At 66.5% G+C, this 17,131-nt stretch carries 17 protein-coding genes; all 17 read left to right on the top strand.

Features of this window, described 5'->3' with window-relative positions:
• Nucleotides 1–13 precede the first annotated feature (13 nt).
• Complete coding sequence (locus tag KUD94_RS03840) at nt 14–499, top strand: hypothetical protein (RefSeq protein ID WP_094437523.1); 486 nt, start codon at nt 14–16, stop codon at nt 497–499.
• Between the two features lie 10 nt (nt 500–509).
• Nucleotides 510–788, top strand: a complete 279-nt coding sequence (locus tag KUD94_RS03835; protein ID WP_094437522.1) for a DUF2933 domain-containing protein — start codon at nt 510–512, stop codon at nt 786–788.
• A gap of 4 nt (nt 789–792) precedes the next feature.
• On the top strand, nt 793–1,440 hold the full coding sequence (locus KUD94_RS03830; protein ID WP_094437521.1) for an isoprenylcysteine carboxylmethyltransferase family protein: 648 nt from the start codon (nt 793–795) through the stop codon (nt 1,438–1,440).
• Nucleotides 1,441–1,495: 55 nt separating this feature from the next.
• Entirely contained in the window at nt 1,496–1,999 is a 504-nt protein-coding gene (locus KUD94_RS03825) for a cytochrome c (RefSeq protein WP_094437520.1), read from the top strand.
• Nucleotides 2,000–2,101: 102 nt separating this feature from the next.
• Nucleotides 2,102–4,429 carry a copper-translocating P-type ATPase gene (locus KUD94_RS03820; RefSeq protein ID WP_218239175.1) on the top strand — a complete coding sequence of 776 codons (2,328 nt, stop codon included), beginning with the start codon at nt 2,102–2,104 and terminating at the stop codon, nt 4,427–4,429.
• Between the two features lie 44 nt (nt 4,430–4,473).
• Nucleotides 4,474–4,734, top strand: a complete 261-nt coding sequence (locus KUD94_RS03815) for a hypothetical protein (protein WP_255569030.1) — start codon at nt 4,474–4,476, stop codon at nt 4,732–4,734.
• 118 nt (nt 4,735–4,852) lie between these two features.
• Nucleotides 4,853–5,308, top strand: a complete 456-nt coding sequence (locus KUD94_RS03810) for a hypothetical protein (protein ID WP_094437518.1) — start codon at nt 4,853–4,855, stop codon at nt 5,306–5,308.
• A 75-nt stretch (nt 5,309–5,383) separates the two neighbouring features.
• Nucleotides 5,384–6,691, top strand: coding sequence for a TolC family protein (locus tag KUD94_RS03805; RefSeq protein ID WP_094437517.1), 1,308 nt, complete (start codon nt 5,384–5,386; stop codon nt 6,689–6,691).
• Between the two features lie 14 nt (nt 6,692–6,705).
• Entirely contained in the window at nt 6,706–8,226 is a 1,521-nt protein-coding gene (locus KUD94_RS03800; RefSeq protein WP_094437516.1) for an efflux RND transporter periplasmic adaptor subunit, read from the top strand.
• Nucleotides 8,223–11,342: an efflux RND transporter permease subunit gene (locus KUD94_RS03795; RefSeq protein WP_094437515.1), complete on the top strand. Its 3,120-nt coding sequence runs from the start codon at nt 8,223–8,225 to the stop codon at nt 11,340–11,342. The genes KUD94_RS03800 and KUD94_RS03795 overlap by 4 nt, the downstream gene beginning before the upstream one ends.
• Before the next feature lie 211 nt (nt 11,343–11,553).
• Nucleotides 11,554–12,468, top strand: a complete 915-nt coding sequence (locus KUD94_RS03790; RefSeq protein ID WP_094437514.1) for a LysR family transcriptional regulator — start codon at nt 11,554–11,556, stop codon at nt 12,466–12,468.
• 25 nt (nt 12,469–12,493) lie between these two features.
• On the top strand, nt 12,494–12,724 hold the full coding sequence (locus tag KUD94_RS03785; protein WP_094437513.1) for an EexN family lipoprotein: 231 nt from the start codon (nt 12,494–12,496) through the stop codon (nt 12,722–12,724).
• A 217-nt stretch (nt 12,725–12,941) separates the two neighbouring features.
• The gene (locus tag KUD94_RS03780) at nt 12,942–14,951 is read left to right on the top strand and encodes a conjugal transfer protein TraG (RefSeq protein ID WP_094437512.1); all 2,010 of its coding nucleotides are present in this window, start codon (nt 12,942–12,944) and stop codon (nt 14,949–14,951) included.
• Entirely contained in the window at nt 14,948–15,403 is a 456-nt protein-coding gene (locus KUD94_RS03775; RefSeq protein WP_094437511.1) for a ribbon-helix-helix protein, CopG family, read from the top strand. Before KUD94_RS03780 ends, KUD94_RS03775 begins: the two co-directional genes overlap by 4 nt.
• Nucleotides 15,400–16,455, top strand: a complete 1,056-nt coding sequence (gene trbB, locus KUD94_RS03770; RefSeq protein ID WP_094437510.1) for a P-type conjugative transfer ATPase TrbB — start codon at nt 15,400–15,402, stop codon at nt 16,453–16,455. The genes KUD94_RS03775 and trbB overlap by 4 nt, the downstream gene beginning before the upstream one ends.
• Nucleotides 16,452–16,838 carry a TrbC/VirB2 family protein gene (locus KUD94_RS03765; RefSeq protein WP_094437509.1) on the top strand — a complete coding sequence of 129 codons (387 nt, stop codon included), beginning with the start codon at nt 16,452–16,454 and terminating at the stop codon, nt 16,836–16,838. Before trbB ends, KUD94_RS03765 begins: the two co-directional genes overlap by 4 nt.
• Nucleotides 16,835–17,119, top strand: coding sequence for a VirB3 family type IV secretion system protein (locus KUD94_RS03760; RefSeq protein WP_094437508.1), 285 nt, complete (start codon nt 16,835–16,837; stop codon nt 17,117–17,119). Before KUD94_RS03765 ends, KUD94_RS03760 begins: the two co-directional genes overlap by 4 nt.
• Nucleotides 17,120–17,131 lie beyond the last annotated feature (12 nt).

The following is a 17,131-nucleotide window of genomic DNA, read 5'->3' as shown; positions in this document are numbered from 1 at the left end:
GGAAGGAAACACCATGATTCACATTCGCCACTCTTTGATTGGCCTTTGCATCGCCGTCGCCTCCGTAGGCGTGTTGGCACAAGGCACGGACGAGCACAAGGATCACCACCCGGCGGACGCTGCCGCCCCTGCGGCAAGCGCGGCGCCAGCGCCAGCGCCGGCAGCGGCACTGCCATCGCCGGGCCAGGCCATGGGCTCGGACGACATGGCCGCGATAAACCGGCAAATGCAGGCCATGCACGAGAAGATGGCCGCCGCCAAGACGCCGCAGGAGCGCCAGGCATTGATGGCCGAACACATGAAGACCATGCAGGACGGCATGCGCATGATGGGGGCTATGCACGGGAAGATGGCATCGGGCATGTCATCGGCAGGCACGGCGAATATGCAATGCGATCCGCAGATGATGGACAAGCGCATGTCCATGATGGAGTCGATGATGCAGATGATGATGGATCGGATGCCCATGCCGGAAACCTCGACCCCTGGTACCAAGTAAGGAGGCCGTCATGACCCACGACCATGCATCCCATCCGCAGGGCGTGCAGGGCGAGCAGCCCGTCGGATTCTGGCGTTCGCGCTACGCCGTCGGCCTGTTCGTGCTCGGCGCCGTCGCCGGTTACTTTCTGTGGACCGAGCACCGCGCCCACCTGGCGCAATGGTGGCCCTATGCCCTGCTGCTGGCCTGCCCGCTGATGCATGTCTTCATGCACAAGGGCCATGGTGGGCATGGTGGTGGCTCCGGTGCGCCCGACCGGCGCACCGGCCAGGATTCCAACGGGAGCTAAGACCATGGAGCATGCGGGACCGTCATATGGCCTGTGGCCTCTGGTGGTGGTCAACGTGGCGATCTTCGTCATGTTCGCCTTCAGCTTCTTCAAGCCGGCCAGCGCGCGCGATTGGCGCAGTTTCGGGGCGTTCACTGCCTTCATCGTTGCGCTGTTCGTGGAGATGTACGGCTTCCCGCTGACCATTTACTTCCTGTCGGGCTGGCTGGGGCAAAGGTTCCCCGGTGTGGATCTGCTAAACCACAACTCCGGCCATCTGCTGGAGCTGCTGTTCGGCTGGGGCGGGGATCCGCACCTGGGACCCTTCCACCTTCTCAGCTACTTGGTTCTTGGCGGCGGCTTTTGGCTGTTGGCCGTTGCCTGGCCCGTGCTCTACGAGGCCCAGCGGCAAGGGCTGCTGGCGCGCACCGGTGTCTACGCCCGGGTGCGACATCCGCAGTACATCGCCTTCGTTCTGATCATGTTCGGCTTTCTCCTGCAGTGGCCGACGCTGCTGACGCTGCTGATGTTCCCGGTGCTGGTGGTGATGTATGCCCGCCTGGCGCACAACGAGGAGCAGGAAAGCGCACGCCGTTTTGGACAGGCTTGGGCAGAGTACGCGCAGCAGGTGCCGCGCTTCATTCCGCATTGGGGCGCAAGGACGCAGGCTTGAATCATGCATAGGACGACAGGAATATGGCCGCGAACATGAAACCGGGGAGGCCGCGATGACGTCGAAACCGTTGGTCCTGTGGGCGGCAGGATTGCTGCTCGCGTTGTTGGTCGCAGGGGTGGGTTACTTTTTCCTGCGCGCCACTGACCGGCCGGCAGCGGCGGCGCAGCACAGCCTGCGTCCCGATGATCCGCAGGTGCTGCGCGTCGGCGAGCGCATCTACGCGCAGCAGTGTGCGGCTTGCCATGGCGCCAAGGGCGAGGGTCAGCCCGACTGGCGTGACATCGGGTCCGATGGCCTTCTGCCGGCGCCGCCCCACGATCCCAGCGGCCACACCTGGCACCATCCAGACGAGCAGTTGTTCGCCATCACCAAGCAGGGCTTGGCCCAACTGATCAATCAACCCGACTACCGCACGGCCATGCCCATCTACGGCGGCGTGCTGAGCGACGCCGAGATCGTGGCCGTGCTGTCCTGGATCAAGGCGCAATGGCCGCCCGAGATCCGCCAGCGCCACGATGAGATCAATGTCCAGTACCGCAAATCTTTGTCCCGATAGGCGGCCGAGCGCGCGCTGGATGCGTCTGCCTGAAACGCCGCTTGACCTTTCCATGATGGCAAGGTCAAGAATCGAGTCAACTCCCAAATAAAAGGCATGGACATGAATCATCACCCGCATAACCACGGCCACGCCGACGGCGGACAAGCTCCGGCGGGAACCATCTACACCTGCCCCATGCACCCCGAGGTGCGCCAGAACCAGCCGGGCCGCTGCCCCAAATGCCAGATGCACCTGGTGCCCGAGGACGAAGTGCACGCCGGCCACCAGCATGGGCATGGCGGTGGTACGGGCCAGCCATCGCCCGAGCCTGCTGCCGCCCCGGTGGCGGTACCGGCCGGCACCATCTACACCTGCCCCATGCATCCCGAGGTGCAGCAGGATCACCCCGGCAACTGCCCCAAGTGCGGTATGGCGCTAGAGCCCATCATTCCGCTGGATGCGGAAGACAACCACGAGCTCAAGGACTTCCAGCGCCGCTTTTGGTGGACGCTGCCGCTCACGGTGATCGTCACGGTGCTGAGCATGTTCGGCCATCGCCTGGGCTGGTTCGACATGGCGGCGCAGAGCTGGATCGAGCTGGTGCTGTCGCTGCCGGTAGTGCTGTGGACGGGCTGGCCCTTCTTCGTGCGCGGCTGGCAGTCCGTTGTGCAGCGCAGCCCCAATATGTGGACCCTGATCGCTCTAGGCACAGGAGCGGCATTCGTCTACAGCGTCGTCGCTACGCTGGCGCCACAGGTGTTCCCCGCCTCGTTCGTGGCCATGGGCCGCGTGGCGGTGTATTTCGAGGCGGCCGTGGTCATCATCTCATTGACCATGCTGGGGCAGATGCTGGAGCTGAAGGCGCGCTCACAGACCTCGGCCGCGCTCAAGTCGCTGCTGGGCCTGGCGCCCAAGACCGCGCGGCGCATCAACGCCGACGGCAGCGAGGAGGACGTGCCGCTGGCCCACGTGCATGTGGGCGACCTGCTGCGCGTGCGCCCCGGCGAGAAGGTGCCCGTCGATGGCGTGGTGACCGAGGGGCGCAGCGCGGTCGATGAGTCCATGCTGACGGGCGAGCCCGTGCCCGTGTCCAAGCGCGTGGGCGACGCGCTGATCGGCGCCACGCTCAATACCAGCGGCGCGCTGGTCATGCGCTCCGAGAAGGTCGGCGCGGCCACCATGCTGGCGCAGATCGTGCAGATGGTGGCCATCGCCCAGCGCTCCAAGGCGCCCATGCAGCGCATGGCCGACGTGGTGGCGGGCCAGTTCGTCCTGGTAGTGGTGGCGATCGCCGTTGCCACCTTCTTCGTCTGGGGGCTGTTCGGCCCCGAGCCCAGTTGGGTGTTCGGCCTGATCAACGCGGTGGCGGTGCTGATCATCGCCTGCCCTTGCGCGCTGGGTTTGGCCACGCCCATGTCGGTGATGGTGGCCACGGGCCGCGCGGCCACGCAGGGCGTGCTGTTCCGCGATGCCGCCGCCATCGAGAAGATGCGCGAGGTCGATACGCTGATCGTGGACAAGACCGGCACGCTCACCGAAGGCCGGCCCGCGTTCGAGACGGCCATTGCCATGCCCGAGTTCACGCCCGGCGAAGTGCTGCGCCTGGCGGCCAGTCTGGACCAGGGCAGCGAGCACCCGCTGGCCGATGCCATCGTCAGTGCGGCGCGCGAGGAAGGCCTGCAACTGGCCAAGCCGGATGACTTCGAGTCGGGCAGCGGCATCGGCGTGCGCGGCATGGTGGAGGGCCGGCGCCTGGCGCTGGGCAATACCGCGTTGATGGAGCAAGAGGGCGTCGACGTGGCGGCGCTGAAGCTTGACGCCGAGCGCCTGCGCGGCGAGGGCGCCAGCGTCATGCATCTGGCGGTCGACGGCCGCCTGGCCGGCCTGCTGGCCGTGACCGATCCCATCAAGTCCAGCACGCCCGAGGCCATCCGCACCCTGCACGCCAGCGGCCTGCGCATCGTCATGGCCACGGGCGACGGCCTCACCACCGCCCGCGCCGTGAGTGCCAAGCTGGGCATCGACGAGGTGCATGGCGAGGTCAAACCCGCCGACAAACTGGCCCTGGTCGAGAAGCTGCAGCAGGAGGGTCATGTGGTCGCCATGGCCGGCGATGGCATCAACGATGCGCCTGCGCTGGCCAAGGCCGACGTGGGCGTGGCCATGGGCACCGGCACCGACGTGGCAATGAACAGCGGCCAGGTCACCCTGGTCAAGGGCGACCTGCGCGGCATCGCGGCGGCGCGCCAGATTTCCACCGACACCGTGCGCAACATGCGTCAGAACCTGCTGTTCGCCTTTCTCTACAACGGCATCGGCGTGCCGATCGCCGCAGGCCTGCTGTATCCGTTCACCGGTTGGCTGCTGTCGCCGTTAATCGCGGCGCTGGCGATGAGTCTGAGTTCGGCTTCGGTCATCTTCAACGCGCTGCGGCTGCGGAATGCATAGGGCGGGCCACTGGCTTCGAAACTTTCAATGAATGGGGTTGCTACATGATGAATCGAATTGGTACCAGCGACATGGCCTGGTGGTTCGGCATGCATTGGCTCACGATGCTGCTGGGCGCGGTGGTGATCGTGCTGCCGTTCTGGAAGATCTTTGCCAAGGCGGGGTTTTCCGGCTGGCTCGGCCTGCTGATGATCATTCCGATGGTCAACCTGATCGCGCTGTACGTGCTGGCGTTCTCGGACTGGCCGATCGCAAAGCGCGTGGGTCAGCCGGATCACGGTGCAATTGGGCCGGACCCTCAATGACTTCCATGCGCGTAGAGCAGGTGGTTGCGGTCAATAGGCCGATGCGGCACTTCTTTCCCGCGATGCGTTTCTGATCCGAGGCAAGTTGCCACACACCCAGCACAGCGAACATCCCACCATGGTTTCCATCCGACGCATCGTCACGCAATGGGGCCGCCGGATCGTCGGCGGCCTCGTCGTGGCCTTGCTGTTCTCGCAGATGGCGCTGGCGACGTATGCCTGCCCCAAGCTCGACTCTGCGGGACATATCGCCTCGATGCAGGCGGCCGGCATGGTGATGGAAGACGCGGCGGGCCTGCCTTCCATGCCGGACTGCCACGCCATGCCAGGGACGATGGACGACGAGGCGCCGCACCTGTGCCGGGCCCATTGCAGCGGCGATGGCCAGCCTGCACCTTCGTCATACGGTGTGGATCTACAGCCACTCGCGGCGCACGCGGCCTGGATCGCCTATGTGCTCCCGACGGTGATCGACGCGCTGCAGGTGGTGGATTCCCGCCCCCGCCAGGCGCAGCCCGACTCCCGCGCGGGCGCGCCCCCGCTCTATCTGACGCTCCTGGTCCTTCGGAATTGACTTGCCACCCCATGCGCGCTGCGTCCCGACGCAGTGCAGCAGATGTTGGTATGGCCGTTCATTTCGAGGATTCTCATGTCTATCCATTCTTCCGGTGCTCACAGCGAGCACCGCCCCGCGCGGGCCGGCGGCATGCCCCGCACGAATACCCGCGGCCCCAGGCTGCATCGGCTGGGCCTGTTGCTGGCCGGCGCGGCGCTGGCCGCCGGACAGGCCCACGCCCTGGGCTTTGCCGAGGCCCTGGCCATCGCCGAGCAGCAAAGCCCGCGCGCAACCGCGTTGCGGCTGCAGATCGATGCGGCCGAGTCGGCGCAGAAGGCGGCCGGCACGCTGCCCGACCCCAAGCTTGCCGTGGGCGTGGAAAGCCTGCCCATCAGCGGCATGGACCGCTGGAGCCTGACGCGCGACTCCATGACCTCGCAGCGCATCGCCCTGATGCAGGAGGTGCCCAACCAGGCCAAGCGCGACGCCAAGGTCGCCAGCGCGCAGGCCCGCGTGGAGCGCGAGCGCGCGACGCAAACCCTGCAGCGCCTGCAGATCAGGCAGGAGGTGGGCCTGGCTTGGGTAGCTGCGCAGGCCGTGGAGCAGCGCGAGCAACTGCTCACCGAGCTGTTGGCAGAGAACCAGCGCCTGCAGGACAGCCTGCCCGCCCGGGTGGCGGGCGGTTTGGCACAGGCCAGCGACCTGCTGGCGGCGCAGCAGGAGGCGCTGGCGCTGTCCGACCGGCGTGACGACCTGCAGCGCGACCGATCCAAGGCCCGCGCCATGCTGCGCCGCTGGGTCGGTCCGCGCGCGGACGAAGCGCTGAGCGGTGGCCCCGGCGCCCTGACGCGGCCCGTCGAGCAACTGCGCACCAACCTTGCGGATCACGCCGAACTGCAGCTGTACCCGGCGATGCAGCGCATGGCGCGTGCCGAGTCCCACGAGGCCGAGGCGGAATCCCGTGGCGACTGGTCGTGGGAGGTTGCCTACAACCGGCGCGGGCGCCAATGGGGCGACATGGTTTCCTTCCAGGTCACGTTCGACCTGCCCTGGCAGAAGGAGCGCCGCCAGGTGCCGATGATCGAGGCCAAACAGCGTGAACTGGAACGCCTGGAGGCGGAGCAGGACGACGTGGCGCGTCGGCACCTGCAGGAGCTTGACGACAACGCAGCCGAACTGCAGGCGCTGCAAAGCCAACTGGAGCGCCTGAACGGCACGGGCCTGCGCCTGGCCCGGGAGCGCGCCGACCTGGCGCTGGCCAACTACCGCGCCGCCAAGGGCGACCTGAGCGCCGTGCTCGTCACGCGCGCCCAGGTGCTGGAAGCGCGCATGCGCCTGATCGACCTGCAGGCCCAGCGCGACGGCCTCGTGGTGCGCCTGAACAACCTCATTGCCGACTGATGGGAGCCATTCACATGAACAACTCGATAAAAAAAAGCCTGCTCGGCCTGACCCTGATCGCCATGGGCATCGCCGCCGGCTGGAGCCTAGCCCAATGGCGCGCGGGTACCGCCCAAGTGGCCGATGCGTCCGGCGCGCACGCGGGCGCCGGCGCGACCACCGAGCGCAAGGTGCTGTATTGGTACGACCCCATGTCGCCGACGCAAAAATTCGACAAGCCCGGCAAGTCGCCCTTCATGGACATGGACCTAGTGCCCAAGTACGCCGATGAGGATGGGCCGGACGGTTCCGGCCTCAGTGTTTCCCCGGAAACGGTGCAGTCGCTGGGCCTGCGCACGGCTGAGGTCGTACAGGGCAGCGTCAGCGCCGATGTGGATGTCGTAGGCACCGTGCTGCTCAACGACCGCGAGGTCAGCATCGTGCAGGCGCGTGCCGCAGGATTCGTGGAGCGGGTCTATGCGCGGGCACCGGGCGACGTGATCGCCGCAGGCGCGCCTTTGGCGGACCTGCTGCTGCCCGAGTGGGTGGCGGCGCAGCGCGAATTTCTCGCGGTGCGCGCGCTCAAAGACGAATCCTTGACCGAGGCGGCCCGGCAGCGCCTGCTGCTGCTGGGCATGCCCGGGGGCCTGGTGGCCCAGGTGGAGCGCAGTGGCGAACCGCGCGGGCTCTATACCGTGACCGTGCCCCAGGGCGGGCTGGTGGCCGAACTCATGGTGCGCCAGGGCATGACCGTGACCGCCGGCGCGAGCCTGGCGCGCGTGAACGGACTGTCCACGGTCTGGGTCGAGGTGGCGGTGCCGGAGGCGCAAAGCGGCCCGCTGCAGCTGGGCCAGACCGCCCAGGTGCGCCTGGCGGCCTTCCCCGGCGAGTCCTTGCGGGCGCGCATCGTCGCCATCCTGCCGGAGGCCAACCGCGACACACGCACGGTGCGCGTGCGCCTGGAACTGCCCAACCCAGGCCAGCGCCTGAAGGCGGGCATGTCGGGCCAGGTCACCCTCAAGGGCAACGAGCAGAGTGCGCTGCTGGTGCCCAGCGAGGCCGTGGTCCGTACCGGCCGGCGCGCGCTGGCCTATGTGGTCGATAGTCCGGGCAAGTTCCACCCCGTCGAGGTGCAGTTGGGGGCAGAGATTGGCGACCAGTTGGTCGTCAAGAGCGGCCTGGCGGCAGGGCAGCAGGTGGTTGCGTCGGCACAGTTCCTGATCGACTCGGAGGCCAGCCTGCGCGGCTTGCTTCCCGCACAGGCCGGTGCCTCCACCCCGGCGCAGGAGCATGGCGCGCATGGCGCCGCAGGGCCATCGGCCGCCGCGGCCAACGCCTTCACGGTGCGCGGCGTGATCGAGGAGGTTTCACCGACCGAACTGACGCTGGCCCACGATGCCGTGCCGGCCCTCAAGTGGCCGGCCATGACCATGGGCTTCAAGCTGGCTGATCCCAAGCTGGCTGCGGGACTCGCACCCAGGCTGGCCGTGCGCTTCACCTTCGCCAAACAGGGCGAGGACTACGTGATCACCGCCATCGAAAGGGTCAAGCCATGATAGCGAAACTGATCCGCTGGTCGGTGGTCAACCGCTTCCTGGTGCTGCTGGCCACGGCTATGCTGACGGCCTGGGGCGTGTGGGCCGTGCGCAGCACGCCCGTGGATGCCTTGCCGGACCTGTCCGACGTGCAGGTCATCATCCGCACCACTTACCCCGGCCAGGCGCCGCAGATCGTCGAGAACCAGGTGACGTATCCGCTGGCCACCACCATGCTGTCGGTGCCGGGCGCCAAGACGGTGCGTGGCTTCTCGTTCTTTGGCGATTCGTTCGTCTACGTGTTGTTCGAGGACGGCACCGATCTTTATTGGGCACGCTCGCGGGTGTTGGAGTACCTCAATCAGGTCCAGGGCCGGTTGCCGGCCACGGCCAAGCCAGCCCTGGGACCCGATGCCACGGGGGTGGGCTGGATCTTCCAGTACGCACTGGTGGACCGCACCGGCAAGACCGACCTGGCGCAGCTGCGCGCGCTGCAGGACTGGTTCCTCAAGTTCGAGCTCAAGAGCCTGCCCAACGTGGCCGAGGTGGCCTCCGTCGGCGGCATGGTCAAGCAGTACCAGGTGGTGCTCGATCCGCTCAAGCTGGCCTCGCTTGGCATCAGCCAGGGCCAGGTGCGCGATGCGCTGGTGAACGCCAACCAGGAAACGGGCGGATCGGTGCTGGAGCTGTCGGGGGCGGAATACATGGTCCGCGCCAACGGCTACCTGCAAAGCCTGGACGACTTCCGGGCGGTTCCGCTGGCGGCGCGCGGCGGAATTCCAGTGCGCCTGGGCGACGTGGCGACGCTGCAGATCGGCCCCGAAATGCGGCGCGGCATCGCCGAGCTCGACGGAGAGGGCGAGGTCGCCGGGGGCGTGGTCATCCTGCGCTCGGGCAAGAACGCCCAGGAGACGATCGCCGCCGTCAAGACCAAGCTGGAGCAGTTGAAGGGGAGCCTGCCGCCGGGCGTGGAGATCGTCACGACCTATGACCGCAGCGCGCTGATCGAGCGTGCCATTCGCAACCTCACGTTCAAGCTGGGCGAGGAGTTTCTGGTGGTGGCGCTGGTCTGCGCGATCTTCCTGTGGCACCTGCGCTCGGCGCTGGTGGCCATCATCTCCCTGCCGCTGGGTGTGATGACGGCGTTCCTCGTGATGCGCTACCAGGGCATCAACGCCAACATCATGTCGCTGGGGGGCATCGCGATCGCGATCGGCGCCATGGTGGACGCGGCCGTGGTGATGATCGAGAACGCGCACAAGAAGCTGGAGGCCTGGCAGCACGAACACCCGGGCGAGTCCTTGCAGGGCGAGGAGCGATGGCGCGTGATCACGCTGGCCGCGCAGGAAGTCGGCCCGGCGCTGTTCTTCTCGCTGCTGATCATCACGCTGTCGTTCATCCCGGTGTTCACGCTGGAGGCGCAGGAGGGCCGCCTGTTCGGGCCGCTGGCGTTCACCAAGACCTACGCCATGGCGGCGGCGGCGGGGCTGTCGGTGACACTGATCCCGGTGCTCATGGGCTACTGGATTCGCGGACGTATCCCCGACGAGCAGAGGAACCCCATCACCCGTGCGCTGATCGCGGTCTACCGGCCCAGCCTGGAGTGGGTGCTGCATCGGCCCAAGACGACGCTGCTGATCGCAGTGCTGACTCTGGCGACCACCGCATGGCCGCTGGCGCGGCTTGGTGGCGAATTCCTGCCCCGGCTGGACGAGGGCGACCTGCTCTACATGCCGTCTGCCCTGCCGGGGTTGTCGGCCCAACGCGCCGCCGAACTGCTGCAAATCAGCAACCGCATGATCAAGACCGTACCCGAGGTCGAGCGTGTGTTCGGCAAGGCCGGCCGCGCAGAAACCGCGACCGACCCTGCGCCGCTGGAGATGTTCGAGACCACCGTGAAACTCAAGCCCAGGGAGCAGTGGCGCCCCGGCATGACGCCCGAGCGGCTGGTCGAGGAGCTGGACAAGGCTGTCAAGATCCCTGGGCTGGCCAACATCTGGATTCCACCGATCCGCAACCGCATCGACATGCTGGCCACCGGCATCAAGAGCCCGATCGGAGTCAAGGTCACCGGCAACGACCTGCGCGTGATCGACCAGATCGCACTGCAGGTCGAGCATGTCGCCAAGGGCATCCCGGGCGTCAGTTCGGCCCTGGCGGAGCGTCTGACCGGCGGCCGCTACGTGGACGTGCGCATCGACCGCACGGCCGCGGGCCGCTATGGGCTCAACGTGGCGGACATCCAGTCGGTGGTGGCCGGCGCGGTGGGCGGCGAGAACGTCTCCGAGACCGTCGAGGGCCTGGCGCGGTTTCCGATCAGCGTGCGTTATCCGCGCGAATGGCGGGACTCGCCCGAGCGACTGGTGCAGTTGCCGATCTGGACACCGAATGGCCAGCAGATCACGCTGGGCACGGTGGCCAGCGTGGCCATCACCGACGGCCCTCCCATGCTTAAGAGCGAGAACGCGCGCCCGTCCGGCTGGGTGTATGTCGATGTGCGCGGGCGCGACCTGGCCTCGGTCGCCAACGAACTGCGCGCTGCGGTGGGCCGCGAGGTCAAGCTGGAGCCGGGCGTCAGCATCGCCTACTCGGGGCAGTTCGAGTACATGGAGCGCGCCGATGCGCGCCTCAAGGTGGTGGTGCCAGCCACGCTGCTGATCATCTTCGTGCTGCTGTACCTGACCTTCTCGCGCCTGGACGAGGCCTTCCTGATCATGGCCACGCTGCCGTTTGCGCTGACGGGTGGAATCTGGTTTCTGTACTTGCTGGGCTACAACCTGTCGATTGCCACCGGCGTGGGTTTCATTGCCCTGGCGGGCGTTGCCGCGGAGTTCGGCGTCGTGATGCTCATCTACCTCAAGCATGCACTGGATGAACGCTGCCCCGACGGTCGAAGGCCGACGAGGGAAGAACTGCTGGAGGCCATACGCGTCGGCGCGGTGTTGCGCGTGCGGCCCAAGGCCATGACCGTGGCGGTCATCCTGGCGGGCCTGGTGCCTATCGTCTGGAGCAGCGGCACGGGCTCCGAGGTCATGAGCCGCATCGCGGCCCCCATGCTCGGCGGCATGATCACCGCGCCGTTGCTGTCGCTGTTCGTGATTCCTGCGGCCTATGTGTTGATGCGCAAGCCGCGTTAGTCATGAGTGAAGGGCAGGGCTTCGCTGGGAAACTCTGCCCTGTTTCAACGGCCAGCCATTCCGGCCAAGTCAGAAAGATCAATGGGCTGCAGCGGCTCATGGATGAAAAGCTGCTGACAAAAAAGTAATCATGCGCTCATCGCTTTGTCAGGAAGCGTTTGAATAATGATTTTGCAATTCCGACAATCGATTTTCAGGGAGACATTGACTCATGGAATTGCGCCATCTCCGCTGCTTCCTGGCCGTGGCTGAAGAACTCCATTTTGCCCGCGCAGCCGAGCGGCTGCACATCGACCAGTCACCGTTGTCCCGTACCATCAAAGAACTGGAAGAGGAACTTGGTGCGCGCCTGTTCGTTCGCACTACCCGCAGCACGCAATTGACTCGCGCTGGCCGGCTGCTCCTGGAGCACGTACCGCGCATCTTCGCTGCGCTGGAGCAAGCGCGTGACAGTGTCAAATCCGCCACTAATGGCTATCACGGGCAGTTGCGCATTGCCCTGTCAGACGGCATCACGCCATCGCGCTTGCCGGCCCTGCTGGCGCGCAGCCGCGAGGAAGATCCCGAGGTCGAGATCCGGCTGTTTGAGGTGCCCTTGGAGCAACAGATCAAGGGCCTGCACGACGATTTGTACGACGCTGGTTTCTCGATGGCGGAAGACGCGGGCGATGGCATCTTGGTCAGCCCTGCATGGGAGGACGAGTTGATGGTGGCCGTGCCGGCCCGTCATCCGGTGTTGGCCTTCAAGCGGATTCCTCTGGAGGAGGTGCTGCGCTATCCCCTAGTGCTGGGCGACCCTGAGGTATGCGAAGGCCACGCGCGCCAAGTTGATCGCTTTCTTCGCAAGTTCGATCAAGAGCCTTTGATCACGCAGCGCGTAGCAACCTTCGACGTGATGATGACCTTGGTTTCCGCCGGCTTTGCTCTGGGGCTGGCGGGCGCTGCGCATATCGCATCCAGCCGGGAGCCGGGTGTCGTGGGCCGGCCCGTGGCCGGCAGACCAACGATGTTGGCCACCTATCTGCTGCGCCGCGACACGGAACCTTCCGAGATGCTGGCCCGGTTCATCGAGCGAGTGACCTTCATTGATTCGGTGGATGACTTGACCATTACCGAAGATTCCTGACCCACCCCATGAAAGGACTGGAACCATGAACAAAGTGCTGCCGCTGATGATGATCGCCACCGCTTTGGCGGCATGTGGTCAATCTCAACCGTCGGAAACCGTGGACTACCTTGTGGCCCATCCAGATCGCATCAAGGAACTCCAGCGCCAATGCAAGGAGGATCGCACAAAGGTCGGCGATGAACTCTGCGTGCGCGCGGCCGAAGCCGCCAATCGGCGCTTCTTCGGTGATCGGCCGGAGCAAAAGACGAAGTAACGTCCGCTGCTGTCGTATCGCTGCGACGAAGCTCTCGCTATTACCTCCATACGCCGCAACGCGCCCGCGTTCGCGGCGTTTTTATTGCCTTCGCCCTTGCCAGAAATCTGGCCTTTTCAGCCTGAATTGCCGCCATAACGGCCTTTGACCGGCCTGCGCACGCGCCTTGATCCTCAGTGCTGCGGCACCTCCGTGTGCCGTGATTGGAGGCAAGGTCATGCAAGGGGCGAACGTGCTGTTCGGTCAGATTGCCGTCGTATTCGGCATCGTGATCGCCGGCGTGTGGGCAGCCACACAATGGACGGCAGCGGCCCTTGGTTATCAAATACGCCTTGGCTCGCCCTGGTTTGATTTCCTGGGCACGCCGGTCTACCACCCGTGGCGGCTGTTTGAGTGGTGGTTCTTCTTCGACGCTTACGCGCCGCGTGTCTTCGACATTGGCGGTGCGATTGCCGGCGGCAGCGGCCTTGTCGCCGTGTTGGTCGCCATTGGCATGTCGATCTGGCGCTCGCGCCAATCACGCCTCGTCACCACCTACGGCTCGGCACGCTGGGCGAACGCGGAGGATATTCGCAAGGCGGGCCTCACGCAGCCGGCCGGCGTATTCCTCGGCCAGCACCACGGCCAGTATCTGCGGCACGAAGGCCCGGAACACGTCCTGACCTTCGCGCCCACGCGCTCGGGCAAGGGCGTCGGCCTGGTCGTGCCGACGCTTCTTTCATGGCCCGCGTCCGCCGTCATCCACGACATCAAGGGCGAGAACTGGCAGATCACCGCCGGCTGGCGCTCGCGTTTCTCGCACTGCCTGCTTTTCAACCCGACGGATGCGAAGTCGGCCGCCTACAACCCGCTGCTGGAGGTTCGGCGCGGCGCGCACGAGGTGCGCGACGTGCAGAACATCGCCGACATACTGGTCGATCCCGAAGGCGCGCTGGAGCGGCGCAACCACTGGGAGAAGACCTCGCACGCGCTGTTGGTGGGCGCCATCCTGCATGTGCTGTACGCAGGCGAGGACAAGACGCTGCGCGGCGTCGCCAACTTCCTCTCCGACCCGGCCTGCCCATTCGAGCTGACCTTGCACCGGATGATGACCACACCGCATCTCGCGGACGGGGAGGGTAGGGGCCCGCATCCGGTGGTGGCCTCTGCGGCGCGCGAAGTGCTCAACAAGTCGGACAACGAGCGCTCGGGCGTGCTGTCCACGGCCATGTCGTTCCTCGGCCTGTACCGCGACCCTACGGTGGCCGAAGTCACGTCGCGCTGCGACTGGCGCATTGCCGACCTGATCGCGGCCGAGCATCCGGTATCGCTGTATCTGGTGGTGCCGCCTTCGGACATCAGCCGCACCAAGCCGTTGATCCGCCTGATCCTCAATCAGATCGGGCGGCGGCTTACTGAATCACTCGATGGTTCGGACGGCATAGCCCGCCGCCACAAGCTGCTGCTGATGCTCGACGAGTTCCCGGCTCTGGGGCGCCTGGACTTTTTCGAGACGGCCCTGGCCTTTATGGCGGGCTATGGCATCCGCAGTTTCCTCATCGCGCAGTCGCTCAACCAGATCGACAAGGCGTATGGGCAGAACCATTCGATTCTGGACAACTGCCATGTGCGCGTGACGTTCGCCACCAACGACGAACGCACCGCCAAGCGCATTTCCGAAACCCTGGGCACCGCGACCGAGCTGCGTGCGCAGCGCAACTATGCAGGCCATCGGCTTGCGCCGTGGTTGGGGCACCTAATGGTGTCGCGCCAGGAGACGGCGCGCCCGCTGCTGACGCCCGGTGAGGTGATGCAGCTCCCGCCCGACGATGCGGTGGTGATGGTCTCCAGCGTGGCACCCATTAAGGCCAAGAAGCTGCGCTACTACGCGGACAGCAATTTCAAGCAGCGCGTGCTGCCGCCGCCTGTGCTCGCCGCTGGCAGCTATGCCGACGCGCCGCCAGCGCGCGCCGATGACTGGCGCGGCTTGGCGATTCCCGCCGTTCCGGCGGCACCGGTTACCGAAGCCGTCGATGGCATGGGCAGTGCCGACGACGGCGGCCTACGCCGCCAGCCCGAACTCTCTGAAACCGTCACTTACGACCCCGAGCAGGCCGCGCCCGCAGCCGACCTCGCGCTGCTCGATGACGACGACCTGCCGCTTCCCCTTCCGCGCCAGCTCGACCCGGCCCTGCAACGCATGGCCCGGCTGGCATCCCTCGACCCTGACGACGGAATCGAGCTATGAGCCAGCATCGCCTCAATCTCTTCATCCAGCCCGAGCACGCCAAGCGGCTCGATGAGCTGGCCGCCAAGAAAGGTGTGTCCAAGTCCAGCATCGTCGCGGCGGCGCTGGCGTCCTGGCTGTCGCCGGATGCGGCCGACCAGCGCGAGGCAGCCATTGCCAAGCGGCTGGATCGCCTGTCGCGCCAGGCCGAACGCATGGAGCGCGACCAGAACATCCAGATCGAGACGCTGGCGCTGTTCATCCGCTATTTCCTGACCGTCAGCACGCCCGTGCCCGAGGTCCATCAGGATGCCGCGCGTGCCCAGGGCAAGGCGCGCTTCGAGCAATTCGTCGAGCAGCTCGGTCGCCACCTGCTACGCGGGCGCAGCCTGGTGCGCGACGTGGTGGAGGAACTGCATCCCGATCCAGCGCGAATGGCGGCCACGGCCGAAGCGCAGGAGCGTGCTTCATGAGCGCCGTTTCTTCCTCTTTCGCGGCTACGTCACTGGACCGTCGCATCCAGATGCTGCGCACGGCGATGGGGCCGCTGATCGCCGCCGCGCTCGAAGACCCGGACGTGGTGGAGATCATGCTCAACCCGGATCGAACCTTGTGGATCGACCGGCTTTCCACGGGCCGCTCCCCGATGGGCGTGGAGCTGTCCGAGGCCGATGGCGAACGCATCATCCGGCTCGTCGCGGCCCATGTCGGCGCGGAAGTCCATCGCGGCCAGCCGCTCTTGACGGCGGAGCTGCCCGAGACGGGAGAACGCTTCGAGGGCATCCTGCCGCCCGCAGCGCCGGGCCCGGCCTTCGCGCTGCGCAAGCGCGCCGTGGGTGTGATCCCACTGTCGCGGTATATCGAGGATGCAATGATGACCGCCGAACAGGCGGGCCTACTGGCGCGCGCCGTGCGCGAGCGCCAGAACATCCTGATCGCCGGCGGCACCAGCACGGGCAAGACCACTTTGGCCAATGCCTTGCTGGCCGAGATCGCCGCCACCGGCGACCGCGTGCTGGTGCTCGAAGACACGGTGGAGCTGCAATGCGCGGCGCGCGACCACGTGCCGCTGCGCACCCGCGCGGGCGTCGTGTCCATGACCGAGCTGGTGCGCTCGTCCATGCGCCTGCGGCCGGATCGCGTGGTGGTCGGCGAGGTGCGCGGCGCCGAGGCGCTGGATCTCATCAAGGTGTGGGGCACCGGCCACCCCGGCGGCATCGCCACGATCCATGCCGGCTCCGCGCTGGGCGCGCTGCTGCGCCTGGAGCAACTGATTCTCGAAGTGGCGGTGAACCCGCCCCGTGCGCTGATCGCCGAGGCGGTCAACGTGGTGATCCACATCGCCGGACGCGGGCGCAAGCGCCGCATCGAGAGCATCGCCCGCGTCGTCGGCTTCGACGGCGTGGGCTACCGCCTGGTGGATGCGCTAGAGGCGCCGGAAACGCCGGAAACGCCGTTTCCGGAGCTGCTGCTGCCGTCCGACCTTTCCTCCCTGTCCCCTGACCACTCTGGAGAACTTTCATGATGCAGGTTCCTGCTTTCCGTATTTCTGCAAATGCGCTTCCCGGCCGTTCCAGTTCGGCTCGGCTGGATGGCCTGACCCGCCCGGCCATGCAGGGCCTGATGCTCGCGGCGCTGATGCTGCTGCTCGTGGGCACCGCGCAGGCCGCAGGTTCGTCGATGCCTTGGGAAGGTCCATTGCAGTCGATCTTGGAGTCGATCCAAGGGCCGGTGGCGCGCATCGTCGCGGTCATCATCATCATCGCCACGGGTCTGGCGCTGGCCTTCGGGGATACCTCGGGGGGCTTTCGCAAGCTGATCCAGATCGTGTTCGGCCTGTCCATCGCGTTCGCGGCTTCGAGCTTCTTTCTGTCCTTCTTCAGCTTCTCCGGCGGGGCCGTCGTATGAACGCGGCCCATGATGGAGTGCAGAACTTCGCGGCGGGCTTCGAGGTGCCGCTGCATCGCTCGCTCACCGAGCCGATCTTGCTGGGTGGCGCACCGCGCACGGTGGCGATTGCCAACGGCACCTTGGCCGCCGCCGTCGGGCTGGGCCTGCAACTGTGGATTCCGGGCGTGGTGCTCTGGATCGCCGGCCACGCGCTGGCAGTCTGGGGCGCGCGCGTCGATCCGCAGTTCATGCAGGTCTTTGCCCGCCACATCAAGCACCGGCCGCTGCTGGACGTGTAGGGGGATGACGCC

The sequence above is a fragment of the Comamonas sp. NLF-1-9 genome, from assembly GCF_019195435.1.
Classification (GTDB): domain Bacteria; phylum Pseudomonadota; class Gammaproteobacteria; order Burkholderiales; family Burkholderiaceae_C; genus Comamonas_C.
The sequence above is the reverse complement of the archived record's forward strand: the minus strand, read 5'-3'. Positions and strand labels throughout refer to the sequence as shown.